This window comes from Streptomyces sp. NPDC126499, from assembly GCF_040302485.1.
In the GTDB taxonomy this organism is placed as follows: domain Bacteria; phylum Actinomycetota; class Actinomycetes; order Streptomycetales; family Streptomycetaceae; genus Streptomyces.
This window is the reverse complement of sequence record NZ_JBEOUO010000025.1, coordinates 26,939-48,141: the sequence shown is the minus strand read 5'-3', so window position 1 is coordinate 48,141 and position 21,203 is coordinate 26,939. Positions and strand designations below refer to the sequence as shown.

20 protein-coding genes and 1 riboswitch are annotated in these 21,203 nt (G+C 73.1%); of the genes, 11 read left to right on the top strand and 9 right to left on the bottom strand.

Annotation, left to right across the window (positions count from 1 at the left end):
- Positions 1-172 precede the first annotated feature (172 nt).
- Positions 173-1,285: a polysaccharide pyruvyl transferase family protein gene (locus tag ABTZ91_RS28630; protein ID WP_407078045.1), complete on the top strand. Its 1,113-nt coding sequence runs from the start codon at positions 173-175 to the stop codon at positions 1,283-1,285.
- Positions 1,286-1,339: 54 nt separating this feature from the next.
- Positions 1,340-2,749 (top strand): FAD-dependent oxidoreductase, encoded by a 1,410-nt coding sequence (locus tag ABTZ91_RS28625; RefSeq protein WP_352080102.1) that lies wholly within the window; start codon positions 1,340-1,342, stop codon positions 2,747-2,749.
- A 40-nt stretch (positions 2,750-2,789) separates the two neighbouring features.
- Here ABTZ91_RS28625 and ABTZ91_RS28620 read toward each other — a convergent pair whose 3' ends face one another.
- Positions 2,790-3,398 carry an SGNH/GDSL hydrolase family protein gene (locus ABTZ91_RS28620; protein WP_352080101.1) on the bottom strand — a complete coding sequence of 203 codons (609 nt, stop codon included), beginning with the start codon at positions 3,396-3,398 and terminating at the stop codon, positions 2,790-2,792.
- 202 nt (positions 3,399-3,600) lie between these two features.
- On the opposite strand from ABTZ91_RS28620, the gene ABTZ91_RS28615 reads away from it, so the two are divergent.
- Together ABTZ91_RS28615 and ABTZ91_RS28610 are read left to right on the top strand one after the other, a co-directional pair.
- A complete protein-coding gene (locus tag ABTZ91_RS28615) occupies positions 3,601-4,989 on the top strand; it encodes a cytochrome P450 (RefSeq protein WP_352080100.1) in 1,389 nt (462 codons plus the stop codon).
- 7 nt (positions 4,990-4,996) lie between these two features.
- Positions 4,997-5,194, top strand: a complete 198-nt coding sequence (locus ABTZ91_RS28610; protein ID WP_352080099.1) for a ferredoxin — start codon at positions 4,997-4,999, stop codon at positions 5,192-5,194.
- A gap of 4 nt (positions 5,195-5,198) precedes the next feature.
- Here the strand turns inward: ABTZ91_RS28610 and ABTZ91_RS28605 are convergent, their stop codons facing one another.
- From ABTZ91_RS28605 to ABTZ91_RS28595, 3 genes are all read right to left on the bottom strand, one after another.
- Positions 5,199-5,996: a polysaccharide deacetylase family protein gene (locus ABTZ91_RS28605; protein WP_352080098.1), complete on the bottom strand. Its 798-nt coding sequence runs from the start codon at positions 5,994-5,996 to the stop codon at positions 5,199-5,201.
- 166 nt (positions 5,997-6,162) lie between these two features.
- Positions 6,163-9,348 carry a TIM-barrel domain-containing protein gene (locus tag ABTZ91_RS28600; RefSeq protein ID WP_352080097.1) on the bottom strand — a complete coding sequence of 1,062 codons (3,186 nt, stop codon included), beginning with the start codon at positions 9,346-9,348 and terminating at the stop codon, positions 6,163-6,165.
- 283 nt (positions 9,349-9,631) lie between these two features.
- The gene (locus ABTZ91_RS28595) at positions 9,632-10,417 is read right to left on the bottom strand and encodes a DeoR/GlpR family DNA-binding transcription regulator (RefSeq protein ID WP_352080096.1); all 786 of its coding nucleotides are present in this window, start codon (positions 10,415-10,417) and stop codon (positions 9,632-9,634) included.
- A 184-nt stretch (positions 10,418-10,601) separates the two neighbouring features.
- Between ABTZ91_RS28595 and ABTZ91_RS28590 the strand changes: the two genes are divergently transcribed.
- A complete protein-coding gene (locus tag ABTZ91_RS28590) occupies positions 10,602-11,486 on the top strand; it encodes a sugar isomerase (protein ID WP_352080095.1) in 885 nt (294 codons plus the stop codon).
- Positions 11,487-11,834: 348 nt separating this feature from the next.
- Positions 11,835-12,698, top strand: a complete 864-nt coding sequence (locus ABTZ91_RS28585) for a class II fructose-bisphosphate aldolase (RefSeq protein ID WP_352080094.1) — start codon at positions 11,835-11,837, stop codon at positions 12,696-12,698.
- Positions 12,699-12,735: 37 nt separating this feature from the next.
- Here the strand turns inward: ABTZ91_RS28585 and ABTZ91_RS28580 are convergent, their stop codons facing one another.
- Positions 12,736-13,800: a GNAT family N-acetyltransferase gene (locus ABTZ91_RS28580; protein ID WP_352080093.1), complete on the bottom strand. Its 1,065-nt coding sequence runs from the start codon at positions 13,798-13,800 to the stop codon at positions 12,736-12,738.
- 470 nt (positions 13,801-14,270) lie between these two features.
- Between ABTZ91_RS28580 and ABTZ91_RS28575 the strand changes: the two genes are divergently transcribed.
- From ABTZ91_RS28575 to ABTZ91_RS28560, 4 genes are all read left to right on the top strand, one after another.
- A complete protein-coding gene (locus ABTZ91_RS28575; RefSeq protein WP_352080092.1) occupies positions 14,271-14,912 on the top strand; it encodes an endonuclease in 642 nt (213 codons plus the stop codon).
- 163 nt (positions 14,913-15,075) lie between these two features.
- On the top strand, positions 15,076-15,648 hold the full coding sequence (locus ABTZ91_RS28570) for a hemerythrin domain-containing protein (RefSeq protein ID WP_352080091.1): 573 nt from the start codon (positions 15,076-15,078) through the stop codon (positions 15,646-15,648).
- A 14-nt stretch (positions 15,649-15,662) separates the two neighbouring features.
- Positions 15,663-16,058, top strand: coding sequence for a hypothetical protein (locus tag ABTZ91_RS28565; protein WP_352080090.1), 396 nt, complete (start codon positions 15,663-15,665; stop codon positions 16,056-16,058).
- Positions 16,059-16,147: 89 nt separating this feature from the next.
- Positions 16,148-16,360, top strand: a complete 213-nt coding sequence (locus ABTZ91_RS28560; RefSeq protein WP_352080089.1) for a hypothetical protein — start codon at positions 16,148-16,150, stop codon at positions 16,358-16,360.
- Between the two features lie 157 nt (positions 16,361-16,517).
- Here the strand turns inward: ABTZ91_RS28560 and ABTZ91_RS28555 are convergent, their stop codons facing one another.
- Positions 16,518-17,339, bottom strand: a complete 822-nt coding sequence (locus ABTZ91_RS28555) for a LysM peptidoglycan-binding domain-containing protein (protein WP_352080088.1) — start codon at positions 17,337-17,339, stop codon at positions 16,518-16,520.
- 4 nt (positions 17,340-17,343) lie between these two features.
- Positions 17,344-17,533, bottom strand: a riboswitch (cyclic di-AMP (ydaO/yuaA leader).
- Positions 17,534-17,928: 395 nt separating this feature from the next.
- Between ABTZ91_RS28555 and ABTZ91_RS28550 the strand changes: the two genes are divergently transcribed.
- Positions 17,929-18,648 (top strand): class E sortase, encoded by a 720-nt coding sequence (locus ABTZ91_RS28550; protein WP_352080087.1) that lies wholly within the window; start codon positions 17,929-17,931, stop codon positions 18,646-18,648.
- A 123-nt stretch (positions 18,649-18,771) separates the two neighbouring features.
- On the opposite strand, the gene ABTZ91_RS28545 is transcribed toward ABTZ91_RS28550, so the two are convergent.
- The 3 genes from ABTZ91_RS28545 to ABTZ91_RS28535 form a co-directional block, all read right to left on the bottom strand.
- A complete protein-coding gene (locus ABTZ91_RS28545; protein WP_352080086.1) occupies positions 18,772-19,200 on the bottom strand; it encodes a DUF6213 family protein in 429 nt (142 codons plus the stop codon).
- Entirely contained in the window at positions 19,197-19,646 is a 450-nt protein-coding gene (locus tag ABTZ91_RS28540) for a universal stress protein (protein ID WP_352080085.1), read from the bottom strand. Before ABTZ91_RS28540 ends, ABTZ91_RS28545 begins: the two co-directional genes overlap by 4 nt.
- Before the next feature lie 429 nt (positions 19,647-20,075).
- Positions 20,076-20,888 (bottom strand): SDR family oxidoreductase, encoded by an 813-nt coding sequence (locus tag ABTZ91_RS28535; protein ID WP_352080084.1) that lies wholly within the window; start codon positions 20,886-20,888, stop codon positions 20,076-20,078.
- Positions 20,889-21,203: the final 315 nt, after the last annotated feature.

Below are 21,203 nucleotides of genomic sequence, written 5' to 3'. Positions count from 1 at the left end.
CCGCCGCGCCAGGCGCGCCCACGCTGCGGACGAAGAGATTCCGTCCCGAGATGCGTAAATCTCGCGATGGGGTGAACTGGTGTAGGAGTACGCGCACCGGTCACGAGAGGCGATCATGGGCGATGACAGCGCAGTCACCGTGGGAGTACTGGGTTCCTACGGTGGACGCAACGTGGGCGACGAGGCGATCCTCACCGCCATGCTGGACCGCTTGCGGGCGGCACGACCGGATGTCCGGATCGTGGTCTTCTCCCGTAACCCCGACTACAGCCGGAGCGTCCTCCCGGACGTCGAGGTGGTGGGCTGGGAGGGTCTGCCGAGAGAACGGACCTCCGAGCACCTGCGGCGCCTCGACGTGCTCGTGCTCGGCGGCGGCGGCATCCTCTACAACACCGAGGCCCGCCGCTATCTGCGGCTGGTGCGCACCGCCCAGGGGCACGGGGTCCCGGTCTTCACGTACGCGGTGGGCGCGGGTCCCCTCACGGACGAGGTGGACTGCAACTGGGTCCGCACGACGCTCACGGACGCGGCCGAGGTGACGGTCCGTGACGAGGAGTCGAAGGTGGTCCTCGAAGAGGCCGGTCTGGAGCGCCACATCACGGTCACCGCCGATCCGGCGCTGCTGCTGCGGCCCGGCGACGGCGGTGAGCAGCTGCTGCGGGCCGAGGCCGTGCCGACCGGGGTGCGGCTGGTCGGCATGAGCGTACGGGAGCCGGGCCGCGCGGCCGAGCACCTGGACGAGGAGGGGTACCACCAACTCCTCGCCCACGTAGGCGACTTCCTGGTGAACCGGCTCGACGCCCACGTCGTCTTCGTGCCGATGGAACGCGACGACATCCGGCACGCGCACGCCGTGGCCTCCCACATGGCCGACGCGGGGGCGTGCACGGTCCTGCGGGGCGCCTCCCGGCCGCAGCAGGTCCTCGACATCGTCAAGCAGCTGGATCTGGCCATCGGCATGCGGCTGCACTTCCTGATCTTCGCCGCGCTGTCCGGGGTCCCGCTGCTGCCGCTGCCGTACGCGGGCAAGGTCTTCGACTTCGCGACGCAGGTCGGCGCGCCCGCCCTGCGGGGCGTGGTGCGGGAGAACGTCGGTCTGCTGCTGGCCGAGGTGGACCGGCTGTGGGACGAGCGGCCGGCGCGGCTCGCGGAGACGGCCGCCCGGACGGCGGCCCTTCGGCTGCGGGCGGACGAGACGGCCGAACGTTTCCTGGCCTACCTCGACCGCATCGCTCCCCCGCCGCTGCTCGCCGACCCGCCGGCGCCGCTGGCCCCGGTCGGCTGACCCCCGCGGCGCCGACGCCCGCCGTCCCGTCCCCTCCCGACTCCCGGAGATCACGTGACCTATCTGCGCCAGCCCCGAGTTCCCCGGCACGTGGAGCTGCCCGCACGTACGGGCCTGCACGCGGGTTCCACGCAGGTGCTGGTCGTCGGCGGCGGGCCCGCGGGCCTCGGTGCGGCGGTCGGTGCCGCGAACGCGGGCGCCGAGGTGATCCTCGTCGAGCGCTACGGCTTCCTCGGCGGCAACGCCACGGCCGCGCTCGTGATGCCGCTGATGAGCTTTCACAACGAGGTCAAGCAGGCCGTCGTCGGGGACGCCTCACGGCTGCTGCCGCCCGACCACGGCGAGGGCGAGCCGGTCGTCGGCGGCGTCCTGCGGATGCTGCTCGAACGTCTGGTGAACGCCGGGGCGGCGATCCGGCCCTCGGTGGAGACCGGATACACGGTGCCCTTCGACGCGGAGCTGTTCAAACTGGTGGCGTACGACCTGCTGGAGACCCACGAGGTGCGCACCCTGCTGCACGCCTTCGCCTCCGGGGTGGTCCCGCTGCCGGACCGGACGCGAGCGGTGTTCGAGACCAAGTCCGGTCCGCTGGTCATCGACGCCGACGTGATCGTCGACTGCACGGGCGACGGCGACATCGCCGCGGCGGCCGGGGCGGCGTACGACATCGGGCGCCCGGAGGACGGCTGGACGCAGCCCATGACGCTGATGTTCCGCATGGTCCGCTTCGACCACGAGGAGTTCGGCGACTACGCCCGGACCCATCCGGACCAGTGGAAGGGCGTGCACGGGCTGTGGGACCTGGTCCGCGAGGCGACCGACGCCGGCGAGCTGGACCTCCACCGTGAGGACATGCTCTTCTTCGCCACGCCGAACGACGGCGAGGTCGCGGTCAACTCGACCCGGGTCACCGAGGTGCTGGGCACGAGCGTCTGGGACCTGACGCAGGCGGAGTTCACGGCCCACCGCCAGATGGAGCAGATCGCCCGGTTCCTGCGCACACGCGTGCCGGGCTTCGGGAAGTCGTACGTGGTGCAGAGCGGCGTGCAGGTGGGCGTCCGCGAGACGCGCCGGATCCTCGGCGAGTACGAGCTCAGCGGGGAGGACGTACTGACGGCGCGCACCTTCGACGACGCCATCGCGCGCGGCGCCTATCCCGTGGACATCCACAACCCGAGCGGTCGCGGCACCACGCTCCGCCGGCTGCCGCGCGGCGCGTCGTACGACATCCCGCTGCGCTGCCTGATCCCGCGGGGCGTGGACCGGGTGCTGGTCGCCGGCCGCTGCATCTCGGGGGACCACGTGGCGCACTCCTCGTACCGCGTGATGCCCATCTCGATGGCGACGGGTCAGGCGGCCGGTGTCTGCGCGGCCCTCGCCTCGGCAGGGGGCCGGCTGCCGCGCGAGGTCTCGGCGGAGGCCGTGCGGCGGGAGCTCCGCGCGCAGGGCGCGAGCCTGCGGTGAGCCGAGGCGGGGGCGGACGGGGCCGGGGGGCGGACGCGGGTCAGAGGGCGTCCAGTTCGCCCAGGCCGAGGACGCGCAGGGTGTGGTTCGCCATCCACAGGTGGCCGACGGCGTTGGGGTGCGCGGGGTCGTCGAGCCACGGGATCGGGTCGTCCGTCCCGAAGTGCTCCCGCCAGTGGGCCTCGTGGTCGACCAGGAGCGCGCCGGTGTCGTTCGCGATCTCGCGTACGGCCTGGCAGTAGTCGGGCAGTGCGGCGCGGCGCTCCCGCCCGGAGGCGCTGACCAGAACGGGCGTGTGCAGGACGATCTGGGTGCGCGGCCCGGCCGCCGCGACGATCCGGCGCATCGCGTCGTGGAACTCGGGCAGTCCGTCCGGTCCGGCGAGGCAGTCGTTGGTGCCGAGCGAGACGGACAGCACATCGGGCTCGAACCGGCCGATCAGCCGGTCGTGGGCGGCGAGCACGTCGACCGCTCGCCATGCCGAGACACCGGTGTTGACCACGATGTCGGTGAGCCGGTCCAGCTGCCACCGGACCCGTTCCTGCAGGTGCTCCACCCAGCTTCGGGCGCCGTGGGTGTGCAGCACGCCCTGGGTGATGCTGTCCCCGGTCGCCACCCAGGTCATGGGGTGGTCCGACAGCCGAATCATGATCGTTCCCTTCCGTGGCCGGCCGCCCGCGCCCCTGGTGAGCGCGGTGACCGGTCGGGGGCCATGCTGCCCGCTCAAGATCGTTCCCGCAACGCCGGGCGATGCACCGATGGCGCCAAATTTTCACCTCGTGACGCCAACCCTCTGCCACGTGGCGCCACATTGCCTTGCAATGGCGCCATTCTGGTGCCACCATAAAGCCATGGGCATCAACCCGTATCTCATCGGACCCACTGACGGGCTCCCGAACACACCGAGTGCGGCGGCGATCGCGCCGCTCGACCGCAATGGCGCCACTTATGGCACCAACGGCGCCACCTCGGACCTCTTACGCCCCCTGACCTCTCCGACGGAGGACACCGTGCAGCACGAAGACTCGCCCCGCGCCGCCGAGCCGGTCACGCTCCCCACGCAGCGCGCCGCCGGCTGCCCCTTCGACCCGCCCGCCGGCCTCGCCGAGCTGCGCGAGCGGCGGCCGCTCGCGCGCATGACGTACCCGGACGGGCACGTCGGCTGGCTGGCCACCGGCCACGCCACGATCCGCGCCATCATGGCGGACCCGCGCTTCAGCTCGCGCTACGAGCTGATGCACCACCCCTTCCCGGGCGCCGGCGAGGGCCCGCTCCCGCCCGCGCCGGTCGGCGACATGACCGGGATGGACGCGCCCGAGCACACCCGATTCCGGCGGCTCCTCGCGGGCAGGTTCACCGTCCGGCGGATGCGGCAGCTCTCCGCGCGCGTGGAGGAGATCACCACCGAGCACCTGGACGCGATGGAACGCCGCGGGCCGGGCGCCGACCTCGTGGAGGCGTTCGCGCGGCCCCTTCCCGCGCTGATGATCTGCGAGCTGCTGGGCGTCCCCTACGACGACCGCGACCGCTTCCAGGGCCACGCCCACACGCTCATGGCCATGGACGTGACGCCCGAGGACCGGTACGCCGCCTTCGTCGGGCTCCAGGAGTACATGGCCGGGCTGGTCGCGGCCAAGCGCGCCGGGCATCCCCGGGACTCCGACGACCTGCTGGGCGACCTGGCGCGGGACTCCGACCTCACCGACGAGGAACTGGTCGGCGTCGGCGGCTTCCTGCTCGCCGCCGGCCTCGACACCACCGCCAACATGATCGCGCACGGCACCTTCGCCCTGCTCCGCCACCCCGCCCAGGCCGAGGCGCTGCGCACCGAACCGGACCTCGCCCCGCAGGCCGTCGAGGAGCTGATGCGCTATCTGACGGTCGCCCACACCGGCGTGAAGTCCGCGCTGGAGGACGTCGAGCTGGACGGGCGGCTGATCCGCGCGGGCGAGAGCGTCACCCTCTCCTTCGAGGCCGCCAACCGGGACCCGGAGCGGTTCCCCGACCCCGACGTCCTCGACCTGCGCCGCAAGGCCACGGGGCATCTGGGCTTCGGCCACGGCATCCACCAGTGCCTCGGCCAGCAACTGGCCCGCGTCGAGCTGACGGTGGCGCTGCCCGCCCTGCTGAGGCGCTTCCCCACGCTGCGGCTCGCCGTTCCTGCCGAGGAGGTGCCGCTGCGCACGGACATGAGCATCTACGGGGTGCACCGGCTGCCGGTCACCTGGGACGAGGTCTGACCCGCCGATGGACGTCCGTGTCGACCGCCACCGCTGCCTCGGTGCCGGGATGTGTGTCCTGACCGCCCCCCAGGTCTTCGACCAGGACGAGCACGAGGGACTCGTCGTCCTCCTCGACGGCCGCCCGGCCCCGGACCACCGCGCCGCGGTCCGCCTCGCCGCCGCGGTGTGCCCGGCGGCCGCCCTCACCCTCACCGAACCGTGAGGCGTCAGGGCGCCGTCCGCACGGGGAAGCTGAAGGAGCGGCCCTGGTCCTTGAGCCAGGGCAGCACCTGCCGGAGGGCGGCGACGGTCTGCCGACGGTCGCCGCCGCCGTCGTGGAAGAGGATCGTCGGGCCGTTGGAGAGTTCGGACCTGACCGTGTTCACGATCGCGGCCGTGCCGGGCCGGTGGAAGTCCTTCGTGTCGACGTTCCAGCCGAGCGGCCGCATGCCCGCCGCGGCGGCGATCCGCCGGCTGTCCGGGGTGAAGGCGCCGCCGGGGGCCCGGTAGTACTCGACCTTCGCTCCGCCGGCCGCGTCCTCGATCATCTTCTTGCCCTGGAGGATCTGCTGCTTCTGGTAGGCGACGGGCTTCTTGTCCATGGTGGTGTCGTGGGAGACGGTGTGGTCGCAGAGCCGGTGTCCGTCGGCGACGACCCGCCGGACCAGTTCGGGGTGCTGCGCGGCCTGCGGGCCGACCATGCAGAAGACGGCCTTGACGTCGTTCTCCTTCAGGACGTCGAGCACCTGGGGCGTCCAGCGGGGGTCGGGGCCGTCGTCGATGGTGATGTTGACCGCGTTCCCGCCCTTCTCGGCGGCGTGCGCGATGCTCTCGGGCATCTTCACCGGGGGCACCCGGGTCGGCCCGGGAGCGCCTTCGGCCGGGGCGGACCGCGTGGGCCTCGCCGCGCTCCCGGCGGCGGCCTCGGTGTCCGTCAGGACCGCGGCGCCCCACACGGCGACGCCGAGTCCGACCGCCGAAGCCGCCACGGCTATGTGCGCGGTGTACTTGCCCTTCAGCCCCATGGATGCCCACTCCCCGCAGGTTCTCGACCGTCTTTCTTCACCAGAGGACGGAATACACGAGGGGAAGGTTTCACTCTTTCGGGTCTTGACGTGGAGCCATCGGCGCATGTGCGTCAACACAGCGGCTCCGGCCGGGGGACCCGGCCGGAGCCTTGTGGCGTGCGCGTCAGGCCGTGGGCGTCCAGCGCTGCGCCGCGCCGCCCGTGCAGCCGGCGAGTTCCAGCTTGGTGCCGTTGGCCGTTCCCGAGCGGACGGGGGCGAGGCAGCGGCCGCCGCTCGTCACCGACAGCTCGGGGCCGAGCCGCCACTGCTGTGCGGCGGAGCCGTCGCACGCCCGGATCGTGACGGTGTTCCCCGAACCGTCGAGGCAGACGCCGTCCTTGCCGGTGAGGGTGCCGGCCGGGGTGAACGTCCAGCGCTGGTTCGCCCCGCCGTGACAGGTGTACAGGGTGGGTTCGGTCCCGGGGGTGGTGGCACTGTAGGGCAGGTCGACGCAGCTGCCCGACGCGCCGTTGACCAGGGTCGCGCCGGCCGGGAGCGGGACGGCCGTGCCCAGGGCGGAGATCTCGGCCGCACTGGTCCAGGGGCCGCGCCCCCCGGCCTCCGTGAGCGCCCGCAGCTTCAGGTAGCGTCCGCGTTTGGCGGCCGTGGTGACCGTCTTCTCGGTCGCGGTGTCGGCGAAGGTCCCCGTGGCGACGGGGCTGCCCCAGTCGCTCGTGGTCTCCGACACGTACACCTCGTAGGTCCCGACGCGGCCGTTGACGCCGCCGTCCTGACGGGGGAGGTAGCGGACGCCGTCGATGTCGTAGCGGGCGCCGAGGTCGATCTGGATCTCGTGCGGCAGCGGTGCGGCGGTGCCGGAGTAGGCGGTGTGCCACGTCGTGGCCGGGTCGCCGTCGATGGCGTTGACCGCGGCGCCGTTCTCGGCGGAGGTCTCCTCGCTGTCGGCGCGGACGACCTTCCAGCCCGCCTTGGGGATCGGCGTGCCGGAGGTGCCGGGGACGGGCGCGCTCGGGAGCAGGGTCACGCCGGAGGCGGTGACCGTGAAGGCGCCGGACTTCGCGCCGGTCTTGACCCACAGGGTGCCGGAGCGGTCGGCGGCGTCGAAGTACCAGCCCGTGGCGGCCGCCGCGTACGCCGCCTTCGAGGTCAGCGCCGGCAGGGCCGTACCGTCGACGGTGACGGCGCCCGGGGCCCCGGCCGCGTGGACGGTGAACTCGTAGCCGCGCGAGGCGGGCTTGCCGGTGTACGTACCGGTGCTCGCGCCGACGGCGATGCGCACGTCGCCGGTGCCGGAGGCCGGGGCGGTGACGTCGACCTTCTGCTTGGCGTAGGCGCCGGTCTGGTATTGGCGGGTGATCCCGTCGTCCTCGTAGAGCGTGAAGGTCGACGAGCCGCGCGGGTACACGTCGTAGGTGAGGGTGGAGACGGGCTTCTCACCGGTGTGGTTCATCTGCGGCCACATCGGTACGATGCCGCCGCCCTTGACGAAGAGCGGCAGGGTGTCGAGCGGGGCGTGGTAGCCGTTGAGCCAGCCCGGTCCGCTGTAGGTCTTCCCCGTCCAGTAGTCGGTCCAGGTGCCGGCCGGCAGGTAGATGCCGTCGCGGGTGGTGGTGTCGGAGACGACGGGCGCGACGAGGAAGGAGTCGCCGGCCAGGAACTGGCCGCTGGTCAGGTTGCCGCGCGCGACCGGGTCCTCGGGGTGTTCGAGGACCATGGCCCGGGTGGAGGGCACGCCGGTCTCGTGGGCGACGCGGCTCATCGAGTACAGGTACGGCATCAGCCGCATCTTGAGCTTGAGGTACGTGCGGTTGATCGAGAGGTACGGGTCGGGGAACCGCCAGGGCTGCTTGTCCTGGTAGCCGGCCGAGGGGTTGGTCGGGCCCCAGCCGGACATGGTCATGAACGCCGGGGTGAACGCCTTCCACTGGAGGTCGCGGACGTACGTCTTCGGGCTGCCGCCGAAGATGCCGTCGACGTCGCCGGAGGCGTAGTTGAGGCCCGACAGGCCTGCGCCCGTGATGGCGGGGACGTGCCAGCGCATGGCGTCCCAGGTGCCGGAGGTGTCGCCGGTCCAGACGACGGCGTTGCGCTGGGTGCCGGCCCAGCCGTCGACGGTCCACACGTAGCGGCGGGCGTCGGAGTTCTTCTCGATGCCGTCGACGGCCTGCTGCACGCCGTCGAAGGCGTACTTGTAGCCGGATCCGATCCACGCGACGTCGGTCTTGACGCCGCGGGTGCCGGCGGTTCCGACCTCCTGGCCGATGTCCGCGAGGCCGGTGGAGGTCCACAGACCGGTCTGGAAGCCCCTGGCCTTCAGGGCGTCGACGGTGCTCTTGAGGGGTGCGGTGTAGCCGCATCCGTAGCCGTCGTTGGGCAGGAACCAGCCGGAGGGCATGTCGGCGGCGCGGGCGTCGTCGGCGTATCCGACCACGTCGGGGGTGGTCTGGTGGCGCGGGCGGTCGTGGTCGCCGTTGTATTCGGGGTTGGAGGCGTTCCAGCAGTCGGCGTTGCCGAGCTCGAAGCCCCACATCGGGGCCAGGAACGGCTTGCCGCTGACGTCGGTGTACGCGTCGAGGACGCCCTTGAGGGAGTCGGCGACGAAGTACCAGGCGTCGAAGCGGCTCTCGTCGTGGGTGAAGGTGCCGGGCGCGCCGAAGGAATAGCTGCCGGGGGCCCAGGTGTTGCGCATCACGCCGTAGCCGTTGGTGGACATGTAGAAGGGGGCCGGGCTGGCGTTGGTGTTCTCCTTCCACGTGTTGGCGACGGCGACGGGGACGGTCTTGCCGCGCAGCGCCCATTCGCCGAGGCGCAGACCGGTGCCGTAGAACTGTTCGTCGGCGCCCTGGGTGAGGCGCTGGCTGGTCTGGCTCCCGGTCCAGGAGAGCGGCTGGGCCTCCTGCCAGACGAGGGTGGTGTTGTCGGCGCGGTAGACGGAGAAGCGCATCGGGGACTTGTCGACCCGGATGTTCAGGGCCGGGGTGGTGATCCGGTAGTACGTGCCGGCGTCCGTGACGCTCGTGGTGACGGGGCCGAAGTCGGTGTCGACGGCGAGTGCGTCGCCGGCGGGGTCGTCGGTGAAGGTGCCCTGCGGGGAGAGCCAGATCCGGAAGATGTCCGGGCGGGCGACGACGACCCGGGCCTTCGCCGCCGTGGACGTGCTGATGGTGAAGGTGCTGCCCGACCGGGTGATGCCGGTGACGTTGCCGGCGCTCGCCGCGGCCGCGGGGTCGACCGGGCCGCCGAGGGAGAGCAGTGCGGCGACCATGGCCGCGACCACCCCGAGGACGGTGAGCCGCCCGCCGCCTCTGCCGGGGCTCCGCCTGCGGGCCCGTCCCGAACGTGGTTCCATCACAGCCGCCTTTCGGCCGGGCGAGCGCACGCGAGGCACTCGCTGCCATGTCCATGACCGTGGTGCTGCGCGCCATGAGAGCAGGGCGGGCAGGTGACGTCAAGTGCGCGCTATGGGCAGGCTTCAATCAAGAACGCGCACGCGGACGCGGAAACGCGCAGGCGGGCGCGGGAAGCAGCGGCGGGCGGACGCGGGGAAGGGCAGAGGGACGCGGGAAGCACCGGCGGGCGGGCGTCGGCGCGGGGAGAGCGAAGGCGCGGCGATCGCGGGCGGGTGCCGGCCCTCAGACCCGGTGGACCTCGACGCCCTGGCCGGTGAACTGCTCGACCAGTTCGTCCGGGGCGTCGAGGTCGGTGACGAGGACCGAGATCTCGGCGACCGCGCAGACCCGGGCGAAGGCGCGCCGGCCGAGTTTGGTGGAGTCGGCGACCACGATCACCGTGTCCGCGCGCTCGGCCATCGCCCGGTTCGCACTGGCCTCGCCCTCGTCGTGCGTGGCGGCGCCGAAGCGCGGGTCGACCGCGTTGACGCCGAGGATGGCGTAGTCGAGCGCGAGGCCCTGGAGGACGGAACTGACGAGGGGCCCGGTGAGTTCGTACGAGCTGGGGCGGGCGACACCGCCGGTCACCACGGTCTTCACGTACGGCCGGACGGCCAGCTCGTTGGCGATGTTGACGGCGTTGGTGACGATGGTCAGCGCCGTCGCCGTGCCGTGGCCCGCGAGGTCCGGCCGGGTCACCAGTTCGCGGGCGACCTCCGAGGTGGTCGTCCCGCCGTTGAGCGCGACCACCGCTCCCGGCGGCACGAGGCCGGCCGCCGCGCGGGCGATCCGCTGCTTCTCGTCGGCCTGGCGCGCGGTCTTGTAACGGAGCGGCAGGTCGTACGCGACTCCGCTCAGGACCGCGCCGCCGCGGGTGCGGGTGAGCAGCTGTTGTCGGGCCAGCTCGTCCATGTCGCGACGGATGGTGGCCGCGGAGACCCCGAGGAGCTCGGCCGCCTCGGCGACCTCGATCCGGCCGCGCTCGCTCAGGGCGTCGAGCAGTCCCGTCCAGCGCTCGTGCGCCCCCATCGCCGTTCTCCTCACCTCGATGACCTGCGGTGCCGAGCGTATCGCGGCATGTCGTCGATGCTCCGGGGCGGACGCCGCAGCGGACCTCGACCACGCGCACCCTTGCTCACTTCTGCACGCAACAGCTATACATGAAGCATCTTCGCGCATCGCGCCGTCGAGCACCTCGCAGGAGGCACGCACCATGACCCATGTCGGCAAGGAGATCGCCAGTCAGCCGGAGTGCTGGCGCCGGGCCCTGGAGATGGACCCGGCAGGGCTCCCGGAGACCGGCGAACGGGTGGCCGTCATCGGCTGCGGCACCTCCCTGTACATCGCCCAGGCGTACGCGGTGCTGCGCGAGGCGGCGGGGCTCGGCGAGACCGACGCGTTCGCGGCCTCCGAGTTCCCGGCGGCACGGCGCTACGACCGGGTGCTCGCCATCAGCCGCTCGGGCACCACCACCGAGGTCCTCGACGCGCTGCGCCGGACCGGCGACAGCACGCCCACCGTCGCCGTCACCGGCGACCTCGCCACACCGATCACCGGGGCGGCGGGGACCGTGGTGGACCTGGGCTTCGCCGACGAACAGTCGGTCGTGCAGACCCGGTTCGCCACCACCTGCCTGGCCCTGCTGCGCGGCCGGCTGGGCCTCGCGCCCGCCGACCTGCCCGCACAGGCGGAACGCGCCCTGCGGACCGAACTCCCCGAAGGCGCCGTCGACGCGGGCCAGTTCACCTTCCTCGGCACCGGCTGGACGATCGGCCTGGCGAACGAGGCCGCGCTGAAGCTGCGCGAGGCGTCCAACGCGTGGACCGAGTCGTACGCGGCGATGGAGTACCGGCACGGGCCCATCAGCATCACCGGCCCCAACAGCGTCGTCTGGTTCTTCGGCGAGCCGCCCGCCGGACTGCCGGCGCAGGTCCGCGCCACCGGGGCGACCCTCGTCGCCTCGGACCTCGACCCACTGGCCGATCTCGTCCGCGCCCAGCGACTGGCGGTGGCCCTCGCCGAGGTCCGGGGCCTCGACCCGGACCGGCCCCAGGGACTCACCCGCTCGGTCGTCCTGGACGCCACACCGGCCGGGTGACCCGGGCGGGTCGTGACGCACGTCGGCGCCGGGCGGGTGACCCGGCCGGTCATGACGCGCGTCGGCGCCGGACGCTGTCGGGTCCGGCGTTCCGGGCGGGGCCCGGGGCGGCGCGGCCGACCGGGACAGCGCACCGCTCCAGGACGCGGCTCGGCGTGACGCCTCGGCCGCTGTCCGGACCGGCGTTCCGGGCGGCGCCGCCGAGCAGCGGCACGCCCACCCCCGCGTCGCGGCTCGGGCGCGGGCACCGGCCCGAGCCACCGGGCGGACGTCTGCCTTTCACCGCCTTCCGCCTTCACCGCCTTCCGCCGTCACCGCCTTCACGGCACCGCTCAGCAAGGAGACCTCATGCCCCTGACAGGCACCGGCGCCGTCGTCACGCCCGCCGCCGACGCCGGGCACGGTGTCGGCGCGTTCAACGTCGTCCAGCTCGAACACGCCGAGGCCGTCGTCGCGGGTGCCACGACGGCCGGTTCCCCGGTGGTCCTGCAGATCAGCGAGAACGCCGTCCGCTACCACGGCGCCCTGGCGCCGCTGGCCGCCGCCGTGCTCGCCGTCGCCGAGGCCGCCCCCGTGCCGGTCGCCGTCCACCTCGACCACGCGACCGACGCCGACCTCGTCGCCGAGGCCGTCCGACTCGGCTTCTCCTCGGTGATGTTCGACGCCTCCGCGCTGGACTACGAGGCCAACGTACGTGCCACGGCGGAGGTCGTCGCCCGCTGCCATGCCGCGGGCGTGTGGGTGGAGGCGGAGCTCGGCGAGGTCGGCGGCAAGGACGGCGTGCACGCGCCGGGTGCGCGGACGTCGCCGGACGAGGCGGTCGCGTTCGTCGCCGCCACCGGCGTGGACGCGCTGGCCGTGGCCGTCGGCACCTCCCACACGATGCTCACCCGCGACGCGGTGCTCGACTTCGAGCTGATCCGGATGCTGCGGGCGGCCCTGCCCGTGCCGCTCGTCCTGCACGGTTCGTCGGGAGTGGCGGACGAACACCTGACCCTGGCGGTCACCCACGGCATGACCAAGATCAACATAGCCACGCACCTCAACCACGTCTTCACCACCGCGGTCCGACAGGCGCTGACCGAGAACCCGACCCTGGTCGACACCCGCCGCTACCTCGCCCCCGGCCGCGCCGCCATGGCCACCGAGGTCGCCCGCCTCCTCACGGTGCTCAACGCGCCGGTCGTCCAGCCGGCGACGGAGCGCGTCTGAAGGGGCCGAGGCCGAAAGGGCCGTGCCCGCAGGACGGTCAAGAGCGGTCGAGGACCCGCAGCGCGGCCTCGCGCAGCACCGGGCTGGCCGCCACCAGTCGGCGGCCTTGCCGTACCAGCTGCGAGTGCCGCAGCCGCACGCGCAGCGCGGCCACGGCCGTGGCGCGGGCCACCTGGCCTTCGGCGACCGGGGCGTCACCCGTTTTGACGGAGGTCTTCCACGCGTAGTCGTCCTTGCCGAGGTCGATGCGGGACAGGCCCTCGGCGGCGGCCGCCTCCACCAGCTTCCGGAGGTGAAGAAGTCCGGGCGAGAAGGTGGCCAGCTCGCGGTCGTAGGCGGGGAACCAGTGACACAGCATGTGCTGGGAGCGCAGGCCGAAGTGGAAGGCCACCGGGCGGTCGCCGGCGTACAGGACGGAGAGCACACCGGAGCACGCCGGGGACCGGGTCCCGTGCAGTTCTCTCAGCGTCTCGGCTGCCCACGGGCGGGCGAACAGGTCGGGCCTGCCCGTCGCGAGATACTGCGCGGACTTCCACGCCATCAGTGTCGTCAGCGCGTTCGGGTCGCTCTCGTCGAAGACGAAGCGGACGTCGCCCACGCGCCGCGCCAGCCTGCGTTCCTTCGCGCGGGCGTCGCGCAGGAACTTCACCGAGCAGTGGGCGAGCAGGTCACGGCCTTCGGCGACGCCGGAGAGGTCGATGACCGGGGAGCCCGCCCGGTGGGTGATGCCCGCCTCGAACGGGCCCTGCCCCGTGGTGAGATGGTCGAACTGCCAGGCGTACAGCCGGCAGGCCCGCAGCAAAGCGTCGGTGTCCCAGGTGGTGAGTCGCGCGGAGTGCACCAGCCCCTGGGCGTCGCAGATGCCGTCGCCGATCGGCCGCCCCAGGCCCAGTGGGCGCCGCTCGAACGGAAAGAAGCCCACGGGCCGACCGGCCTCGGTAAGCACGGCGACGCGCGCGGCGGGGCGCCGGAGGCCTACGGCCCGGGCGAACTCGGGGGACAGAAAGGGATTGGCCGGGACGGCCCCGTCGTCCAGCATGCCGCGCCAGGCGTCCGCTTCGGCGGGGCCCAGGTCGGTGGGCCGGAGGACCGTGATGACCATCGTGAGTCGCTCACCTCATGTGCCCGAGCGGCGGTCGCCGGCGCGGGACCCGCGGGGAGGCGACCGGCTGCGCCCGCGGTGCCGGGGACGCACGCGGGCCACTCCGAGGACCGGCGGCGTGCCGGCTGCTTCTCGCGCGTCGGTTGTGGCGTCGTGTGACCAGATTAAGCGCCGGCGCGTACATCGCGCACGGCGCGCGGGTGACCGGGCCGCCGTGCGGGCAGTCGCCCGCCAGGAACATCGAGGTGGTCGCGCAGATCGGCTTCACGAGTGGACGCGGGCCGTACGGCCGCGCCGTCCGCGCGCTTCCTGGGTCTGTGTGACGGCGAGCGCCCTGGAGGCGGCCCACGCCCGCCCGGCGCGCGATCCCGGATGACCGCGCTCGGGTGGGGAGCCGGGGCGCCGGGTAACCGGGCGGGCAAGGCCCCGGCGCATGGACCGGACCGTGGGGCGAGCGAAGGAGTGACGGCATGCGAACCTCCGAGTCGATCGAGAAGCTGCTGCGCGAGCACGGACGCACCTATGCCGACGAGGCCGGCATCACCCTGCGCGACAAGCCGGCGCCGCTCTACCAGCTGCTCGTCCTGACCGTGCTGTCCTCGATCCGGATCAGCGCCGGTACGGCCACGGCGGCCGCGCGGGAGCTGTTCTCGGCCGGGCTGCGCACGCCCAGGGCGATGGCGGACTCGTCCTGGCAGCAGCGGGTGGACGCTCTCGGGCGCGCGCACTACGTGCGCTACGACGAGAGCACGGCGACCGCGCTCGGCGAGGGCGCCGAGCTGGTCCTGGACCGCTTCGGCGGGGATCTGCGCAGGCTCCGGGAGGAGGCGGGCGGCGACCGGGACGCGCTGCGTTCGCTGCTGCGGGAGGTGCCGAGGATTGGGCCGGTCGGCGCCGACATCTTCTGCCGCGAGGTCCAGGCCGTGTGGCCGGAACTGCGTCCGTTCTTCGACGGGCGCTCCCTCGCGACCGCCGAAACCCTCGGGCTCCCGCACACCCCGGCGGGTCTCGCCCGCCACGTCCCACCCGAGGACGTGGCCAGACTGGCGGCCGCGCTGGTGCGCGCGGGTCTGTCGGGCGGCTCCGGACGGGAGTCACGTGTCGCCGCCTGAGGCGGCGGTCCGCCGGGCTCCGCGGGTGTCGTACGGGTGCTTCGCGGGGGTTTGCCCGAACGGTGACGGGCTAGACGCGGGAGCAAGGACGACGACGGACTCCAGGGAACCACGCACTGGAACGACAGCCGTCTCCCCCGATCGCCACTCCTAAGGAGGGGTCATGAGCAGTATGACGAGCGGTTCGCCCCGCACCGTCGAGCCCGAGGACGACATCCTGGAGCAGCTCCTGGAGCAGCACGACCGGATCCGGCAGCTCTTCGCCGAGACCCTCGAATCCGAGCGGGACGCCAAGCAGCAGTGCTTCGACGAGCTGCGTGCCCTGCTCGCCGTACACGAGACCGCCGAGGAGATGATCCTGCGGCCGGTGGCCAAGCGGGTGGCCGGCAAGGAGGAGGCCGAGGCCCGTAACGAGGAGGAGTCGCAGGCCAACAAGGAGCTGGCGGAGCTGGAGAAGCTCGACGTGCACAGCGCGGAGTTCGACGCCCGGCTCCGGGAGTTCCAGCGGGCGGTGGAGGACCACGCGCGGCACGAGGAGCAGGAGGAGTTCCCCCGTATCCGTGCGGAGTGTGACATCGACGACCGCCGTTCGATGGGACGCCGACTGCGGACCGCCGAGCGCATGGCTCCCACGCACCCCCATCCCAGGACCGCCGGTTCGACCGCGGCCCAGTGGACGGTCGGCCCGTTCGCGGCGCTCCTCGACCGGGCGAAGGACGCGCTGCGGCGCGACTGACCAGGGAGGCGGTCATGGTCTCACCGCTCGCGGTGGCCCGCGGTCAGGGGCTCTTCAACCTGGCCGGCGGCCTGTGGCCGCTGCTGTCGCTGAGGACCTTCGAGCGGGTCTACGGCCGCAAGACGGACGACTGGCTCCAGAAGACCTCGGCCGGTCTCCTGGCGGCGGCCGGGATCGCGATGCTGCGGGCGCCGAACACGCCCGAGGGCCTGCGGCACGCCCGGCGCACCGGCGTCGGGACCGCGCTGACCTTCCTGATCGTCGACCTGGTCTACGTGCCCCGCGGCCGGATCAGCCCGGCCTACCTCATGGACGCGGCGAAGGAGACGGCCTGGCTCGTCGCGTGGTGGAAGGCCGGCCGCCTGGTACGTCCCGGGCACCACGGCCACCCCCGCCGCCGCGCCGCGTGAGCGGTCGGCCCGGTTGCCGGAGCGCCACGAGGGCAGACGCCTGCCGTCAGCGCACACGGAGACACGGACGACGAAGGAGAGTGAGTGCCGTGCCGGAGCCAGGAAGCAAGAAGTACGACACGCGCAGGGCCCGGCTGCGCAAGGACGCCGAGCGGGCGGGTACTCCGGACGCCGAGGCGAACGAGCAGGCCAACAAGTCGCTGCAGGAGGACGAGGGACTGCGTGCCTCGGGTCCGCGCACGAGCCGGGGCCAGGGGCCCAAGGGAGAGCGCCGCGGCGAGGGCGGCACGGGCGGCGAGTGAGCCCCGCGCCGTCGGACCGGCGCGCTCCGGGCGGGGCCCGCATCCGACAGCGGACCGCACCCGACAGCGGACCGCACCCGCCGGAAGGCGGGCGCGGTCCGCCGCGTGTCGAGGGTCAGCCGCGCGTCGGGGGTCAGCCGCGCGTCGGACGCTCGGCTCAGTAGGCGCCGAAGACGTTGTCGATGGAGCCGTACCGGTCGGCCGCGTAGTTGCAGGCCGCCGTGATGTTGGCGACCGGGTCGTACGGGTCGAAGGGCGTGCCGGCCACGTGGTACGCCCGGAACGTGGGGTCGATCACCTGGAGCAGGCCCTTGGAGGGCGTGCCGGCGGCGGCGTTGGAGTCCCAGTTGTTGATGGCCAGCGGGTTGCCGGAGGACTCGCGCATGATGTTGCGGTAGATGCCGTCGTAGCTGCCCGGGATGCCGTTGCGGGCCATGACGTCGAGCGACTCGCGGATCCACCCGTCGAGGTTGTTCGCGTACGTGGCGGCCTTCGGGGCCGCCGCCTGGACCGCCGCGGCGGGGCGTGCCGCCGCCGCGCCCTGGGTCGAGGAGCGCTTCACCGCCGTGCGCTCGGCCGAGCGGTCGGCGCGGGGCGCGGGCGTGGCCTGGGCGTTGACGGTGAGCTTCAGACCGGGCCGGATGAGGCTGGGGTTGCTGCCGACGGCGGCCTGGTTGTCGCGGTAGAGCTTCTTCCAGCCGCCCTGCACGGCGTACTTGCGAGCGATCTTCGAAAGCGAGTCGCCGCGGACCACGGTGTACTTCGCCGGACCGGCCTTCGACACCGCCTTGACGGTTGCGGCCTTTTCGACTGCGACGGCGACCGCGACGGTATGGGTTCCCTGCGGAGCGACCGCTCCGGCGCTCGTCGCTCCGGCGAGCGGCAGCGCGAGTGCGGCACTGCCCGTGATGCCGGCGGCGGCGAGGCCACGGGTGAGCGGGGTGTTCTTGGGGCGACGGTGCTTCCCGTGTCCACGCATGGCGAGTTCCTCTCCTTCGCCTGCGAGGTGAGCTGTCGGGTTCGGGCAGGAGATGCCCGGCCGCGGCGCGCGCGGCTTCACCCCGAGCCGTGTCCGGAAGACCGGGCACGGCGGAGAACGTGGGTCCCCCGCTCCTGCCGGAAGGGTCGTGAGTGCGGTTGCCGGACGGTGGCAGGACTCGGCGTTTCCATCCGGTTGCGGCGTGACCGTATGCGAAGTCGAAGCGCGAGAACAAGACGGAAATTAATCAAAGCAAATAGATCTCGGCGGCCGACGAAATGGATCATTCCGATTTTCGGGCGCCTTTTCGTCAAACCTTTTTCGGGGTCCCCCACTTGACGTCCTGTCGGCTCCGCACACGCCGTCACCCGCGTGATTCAGATCACCCGATGCACGCCATCCGCCTTTTACTGGTGAAATGCAGCCCTTGCGGTATCTGCTCGCCATTCCGGCATTGCAGATGAATAAGCGGACATCGCCCGATTTGCCCTCATCGCCGTCCCGCGCCCGGAGGAGCGGCAGCGCGTAGCGTGGAGATGTCGGGGCCCTTCCGGCGGCACCGCGCCGTCCTCGCCCCTGGTGGGTGATCATGAACCGTACCCGTACCCGTAGCCTTGGCCGTGGCCGCAGTGCCCTGACGGTCCTCGTGGCCGTCGTCGTGACGGTCGTCGGCGTGCTCCTCGGCTGCGCTCCCACCGTGAGCCGGAGCGCCGACGAGAAGCCGCGGGCCGCCCCGGTGCCCACCTCGGCGTCCGTGCCGCCCCCGGCCCCCGCTCCGGCCCCCACCCCGGTCCCCCGGCCCCGCACGGCCGAGCTGGACATCCCCTCGATCGGGGTGAGGGACCTGCGGGTGGTCCCGTACGAGGGGACGACCGACGATCCTGCCGGCACCCGGATCCAGGACCGTGGCGTGGCCGCGAGCCCCTACGGGAAGCGGGGCGGCGTGGGGCCGGGGGACATCGGCAACTACCTGGTGACGGCGCACCGCCTCTCGGCCGGCGGACCGCTGCGGGACCTGCCGGCCGTCGACGTGGGCGACCGGGTGTTCGTGACGGCGGGCCGCGAGGTGTACGAGTACCGGATCACCGAGACCCGTACGACCTCCTTCCGCTCGGCCCGTTCCCTCGCGGAGCAGCGCGCCGCTGTGCCCGGCGCACCCGGCGACAAGCCCACCCGTGCGGTGATCACGCTTTCCACCTGCGCGACACCGGAGGACAACGCGGCCGGCAATTACTGGCGGGACGCCCAGGGCAACCCCGAGCACCGCATCGACAAGATCGGCGTGTTGGTCGCCGTCCGCCCCGCGTGAGCCCGGCCCCGGCGGCGTGACGGGATGAGCTCGGCCGCCTCGACCGGATCGAGGACAGGATCGGCCGCCTCGACCGGATCGACCGGATCGACCGGGTCGACCGGATCAGTCGCCTCGACCGGCTCAGTCGCCCGGTCGCGCTTCCGGTTCCTCGTCCGCGCTCTGCTCGCTCTCCTCGGGCTCTTCGCCGTCCGTACCGGCGCCGTCCACGTCTCCGGCCACAGCTCCGTCCGCCCGTCCGCCGGCGTCACCGCCGGCCACGTCCCCGCCGTCCGCGCCGTCCGCGCCTCGGCCGTCCAGGTCAGCGCCGGTCTGGCCCTCCTGGCCTTCCGTCAGCGGCATCAGGCCGATGCACTCGGCGTCGATCTGGTCGGCGATCTCCATGAGCCCCGTCGCCAGTGCCAGCACCGTCGCCGGGTCGTGTTCCTCGTATCCCTGGTCGGTGGCCTGCAGCCAGCCCGCCGCGACGCGGCGCAGCAGGCCGGTCATCTGGTCGGCGGGGACCAGGAGGTGGCCGTCCGCGAGGACGATGAAGGACGTGGGCGCGTTCACGAGGCGGCCTCCGGGCGGACGACGACGACAGGGCACGAGGCGTGGGCGACGCACTGCTGGCTCACCGAGCCGAGGAGCAGACCGGCGAAGCCGCCCCGGCCCCGGCTGCCCACGACGAGCAGCTCGGCTCCGGCGGACGCGTCGATCAGCGCCTCGGCCGGCCGGGCCCGGACCACGTGCTCGACCACCGGCACCTCGCCGACCGGGATGAGCACGGTCCGAATCTCGTCCGAAAGGGCCCGGCGGGCCGCCTCCTCGTCGAAGGCGGCGGAGACGGGCGGTGCGGACCGGCCCACCGCGCCCGGGACGTCGTACGCCGCCACCACGTCCAGGGTCGCCCCGATCAGCCGCGCGTGCCGGGCGGCCCAGCGCAGCGCCCCGTACGAGGACTCCGAGCCGTCGACGCCCACGACCACCCGGGCGCTGCGTCCGCCGGTGTCCTTCATGGCCGGGGCCTCCTCGTGCCCGCCGCGGGCGGGTCGGGTCGGGGTGCGGGTGGGGGGCTGGGCCGGGGAGCCGGTCGGGGCGCCTGGGGGTCGGGCGGGAAGGGGCGGGTCGGGGGCGCGGGGTGCGGCTCGGTGGGGTCGCGGGGGAAGGGCTGGGTGGGCGGCCCGGTCTTCGGATGTGCCGTGGGCAGGGTGTGCGTCACGGTTCCTCGCCTCCTCCGTACGGGTCGGCCGTCCGGGCCGGCCGGCCCGGTCCGCCGCTCGATCGCTCAGGTGCTGCCCTCGGCGGACGAGATGTCCGCGTCGCGTACGGACCGGGTCATGTCTCCTCCTGTCGCTCCTGCTGCTCCTGGTACGTGCGGGGCAGCTGGGGCTCCATGGGACCGGCTACCCGGCCCCGGGGGCGATACGCGTACCGGCGGCCGCGCATCAGCCGCTGCGCCAGTCGTCGTCCCGCAGGTGCGAGCCCGCCATCGGGCCCATCCGCAGCATGCCGCCGTCGACGGCCCAGGACGCGCCGGTGACGTACGAGGCGTCCGGGCCGGCCAGGAAGGCGATGACGGCGGCGACCTCGCGGGCGTCACCGGGGCGGCCGAGCGGGACGCCGGGGCGCTGCTCGGCGGTGACGTCGGTGTCCTCCTGCCCGGTCATGGGCGTGGCGATCTCGCCGGGTGCGACCGCGTTGACCGTGATGCCGTGGCCGGCGAGCTCCAGGGCCATGACCTGGGTGAGCAGCCCGAGGCCGCCCTTGGCCGCGCAGTACGGTGCCGCGCCGACCCGCGGCTGGTGCTCGTGGACCGACGTCACGTTCACGATGCGGCCCCCGCGGCCCTGGCGGACCATGCGCCGCGCGGCGCGCTGCCCGCACAGCAGCGGGCCGACCAGGTCGACGTCGAGGACCTCCCGGACGGTGCCGGGGTCGAGTTCGAGGAAGGGCGTGGATGTGCCGGTGCCGGCGTTGTTCACCAGGACGTCGATGCCGCCGAGCCGGTCGGCGAGCACGTCGACGACGTCGGCCGCGTCCGGCAGCAGCGTCAGGTCCAGGTGCTCGACGAACGCCTGGCGGCCCTGGGCGCGTACCTCTTCGGCGGTCTCCTCCGCGCCGCGCCGGTCGCGGTGCCAGGTGATGCCGACGTCCATGCCTTCCGCGGCGAGCCGCACGGCCGTGGCGCGGCCGATGCCGGAATCGGCGCCGGTGACGACGGCGGTCCGCGGGCGGGGGGTCGACGGGCTGTTGTTCATGACGCCTTCCTGGTTCGTGGGTTCCGTGGTCGTGGGTTCCTCGGTCGTGGCGGTCTTCTCAGCGTGGCGTGCCTCGTCGGTGGGCCGGACACCGGATCTTCCGGACCCTGGAAGCTTCCGGGGTCCCGGACCTTCCACATCCCGGATCGCAGAGCGCCGCTGCCCACCGCGGCGGCTTTCATGCGTGCGGCCGGACCGGTCGGCGTCGGTGTCGTCGCCTGTGCCGCGCCCGAGCGTGCGTCCCGTTTCGCCGGAAACGTCCGGGGCAGACGCGCCTCGCGCCCTTGTGGCGCGCTCAGCAACGACGGCCGGAGA

Excerpts from the sequence above, each read along its gene's own strand:
- ABTZ91_RS28620 (WP_352080101.1), bottom strand. The coding sequence starts at position 3,398 with ATGATTCGGCTGTCGGACCACCCCATGACCTGGGTGGCGACCGGGGAC.
- ABTZ91_RS28615 (WP_352080100.1), top strand. The coding sequence starts at position 3,601 with ATGGGCATCAACCCGTATCTCATCGGACCCACTGACGGGCTCCCGAAC.
- ABTZ91_RS28610 (WP_352080099.1), top strand. The coding sequence starts at position 4,997 with ATGGACGTCCGTGTCGACCGCCACCGCTGCCTCGGTGCCGGGATGTGT.
- ABTZ91_RS28605 (WP_352080098.1), bottom strand. The coding sequence starts at position 5,996 with ATGGGGCTGAAGGGCAAGTACACCGCGCACATAGCCGTGGCGGCTTCG.
- ABTZ91_RS28600 (WP_352080097.1), bottom strand. The coding sequence starts at position 9,348 with ATGGAACCACGTTCGGGACGGGCCCGCAGGCGGAGCCCCGGCAGAGGC.
- ABTZ91_RS28595 (WP_352080096.1), bottom strand. The coding sequence starts at position 10,417 with ATGGGGGCGCACGAGCGCTGGACGGGACTGCTCGACGCCCTGAGCGAG.
- ABTZ91_RS28590 (WP_352080095.1), top strand. The coding sequence starts at position 10,602 with ATGACCCATGTCGGCAAGGAGATCGCCAGTCAGCCGGAGTGCTGGCGC.
- ABTZ91_RS28585 (WP_352080094.1), top strand. The coding sequence starts at position 11,835 with ATGCCCCTGACAGGCACCGGCGCCGTCGTCACGCCCGCCGCCGACGCC.
- ABTZ91_RS28580 (WP_352080093.1), bottom strand. The coding sequence starts at position 13,800 with ATGGTCATCACGGTCCTCCGGCCCACCGACCTGGGCCCCGCCGAAGCG.
- ABTZ91_RS28575 (WP_352080092.1), top strand. The coding sequence starts at position 14,271 with ATGCGAACCTCCGAGTCGATCGAGAAGCTGCTGCGCGAGCACGGACGC.
- ABTZ91_RS28570 (WP_352080091.1), top strand. The coding sequence starts at position 15,076 with ATGAGCAGTATGACGAGCGGTTCGCCCCGCACCGTCGAGCCCGAGGAC.
- ABTZ91_RS28565 (WP_352080090.1), top strand. The coding sequence starts at position 15,663 with ATGGTCTCACCGCTCGCGGTGGCCCGCGGTCAGGGGCTCTTCAACCTG.
- ABTZ91_RS28555 (WP_352080088.1), bottom strand. The coding sequence starts at position 17,339 with ATGCGTGGACACGGGAAGCACCGTCGCCCCAAGAACACCCCGCTCACC.
- ABTZ91_RS28550 (WP_352080087.1), top strand. The coding sequence starts at position 17,929 with ATGAACCGTACCCGTACCCGTAGCCTTGGCCGTGGCCGCAGTGCCCTG.
- ABTZ91_RS28540 (WP_352080085.1), bottom strand. The coding sequence starts at position 19,646 with ATGAAGGACACCGGCGGACGCAGCGCCCGGGTGGTCGTGGGCGTCGAC.
- ABTZ91_RS28535 (WP_352080084.1), bottom strand. The coding sequence starts at position 20,888 with ATGAACAACAGCCCGTCGACCCCCCGCCCGCGGACCGCCGTCGTCACC.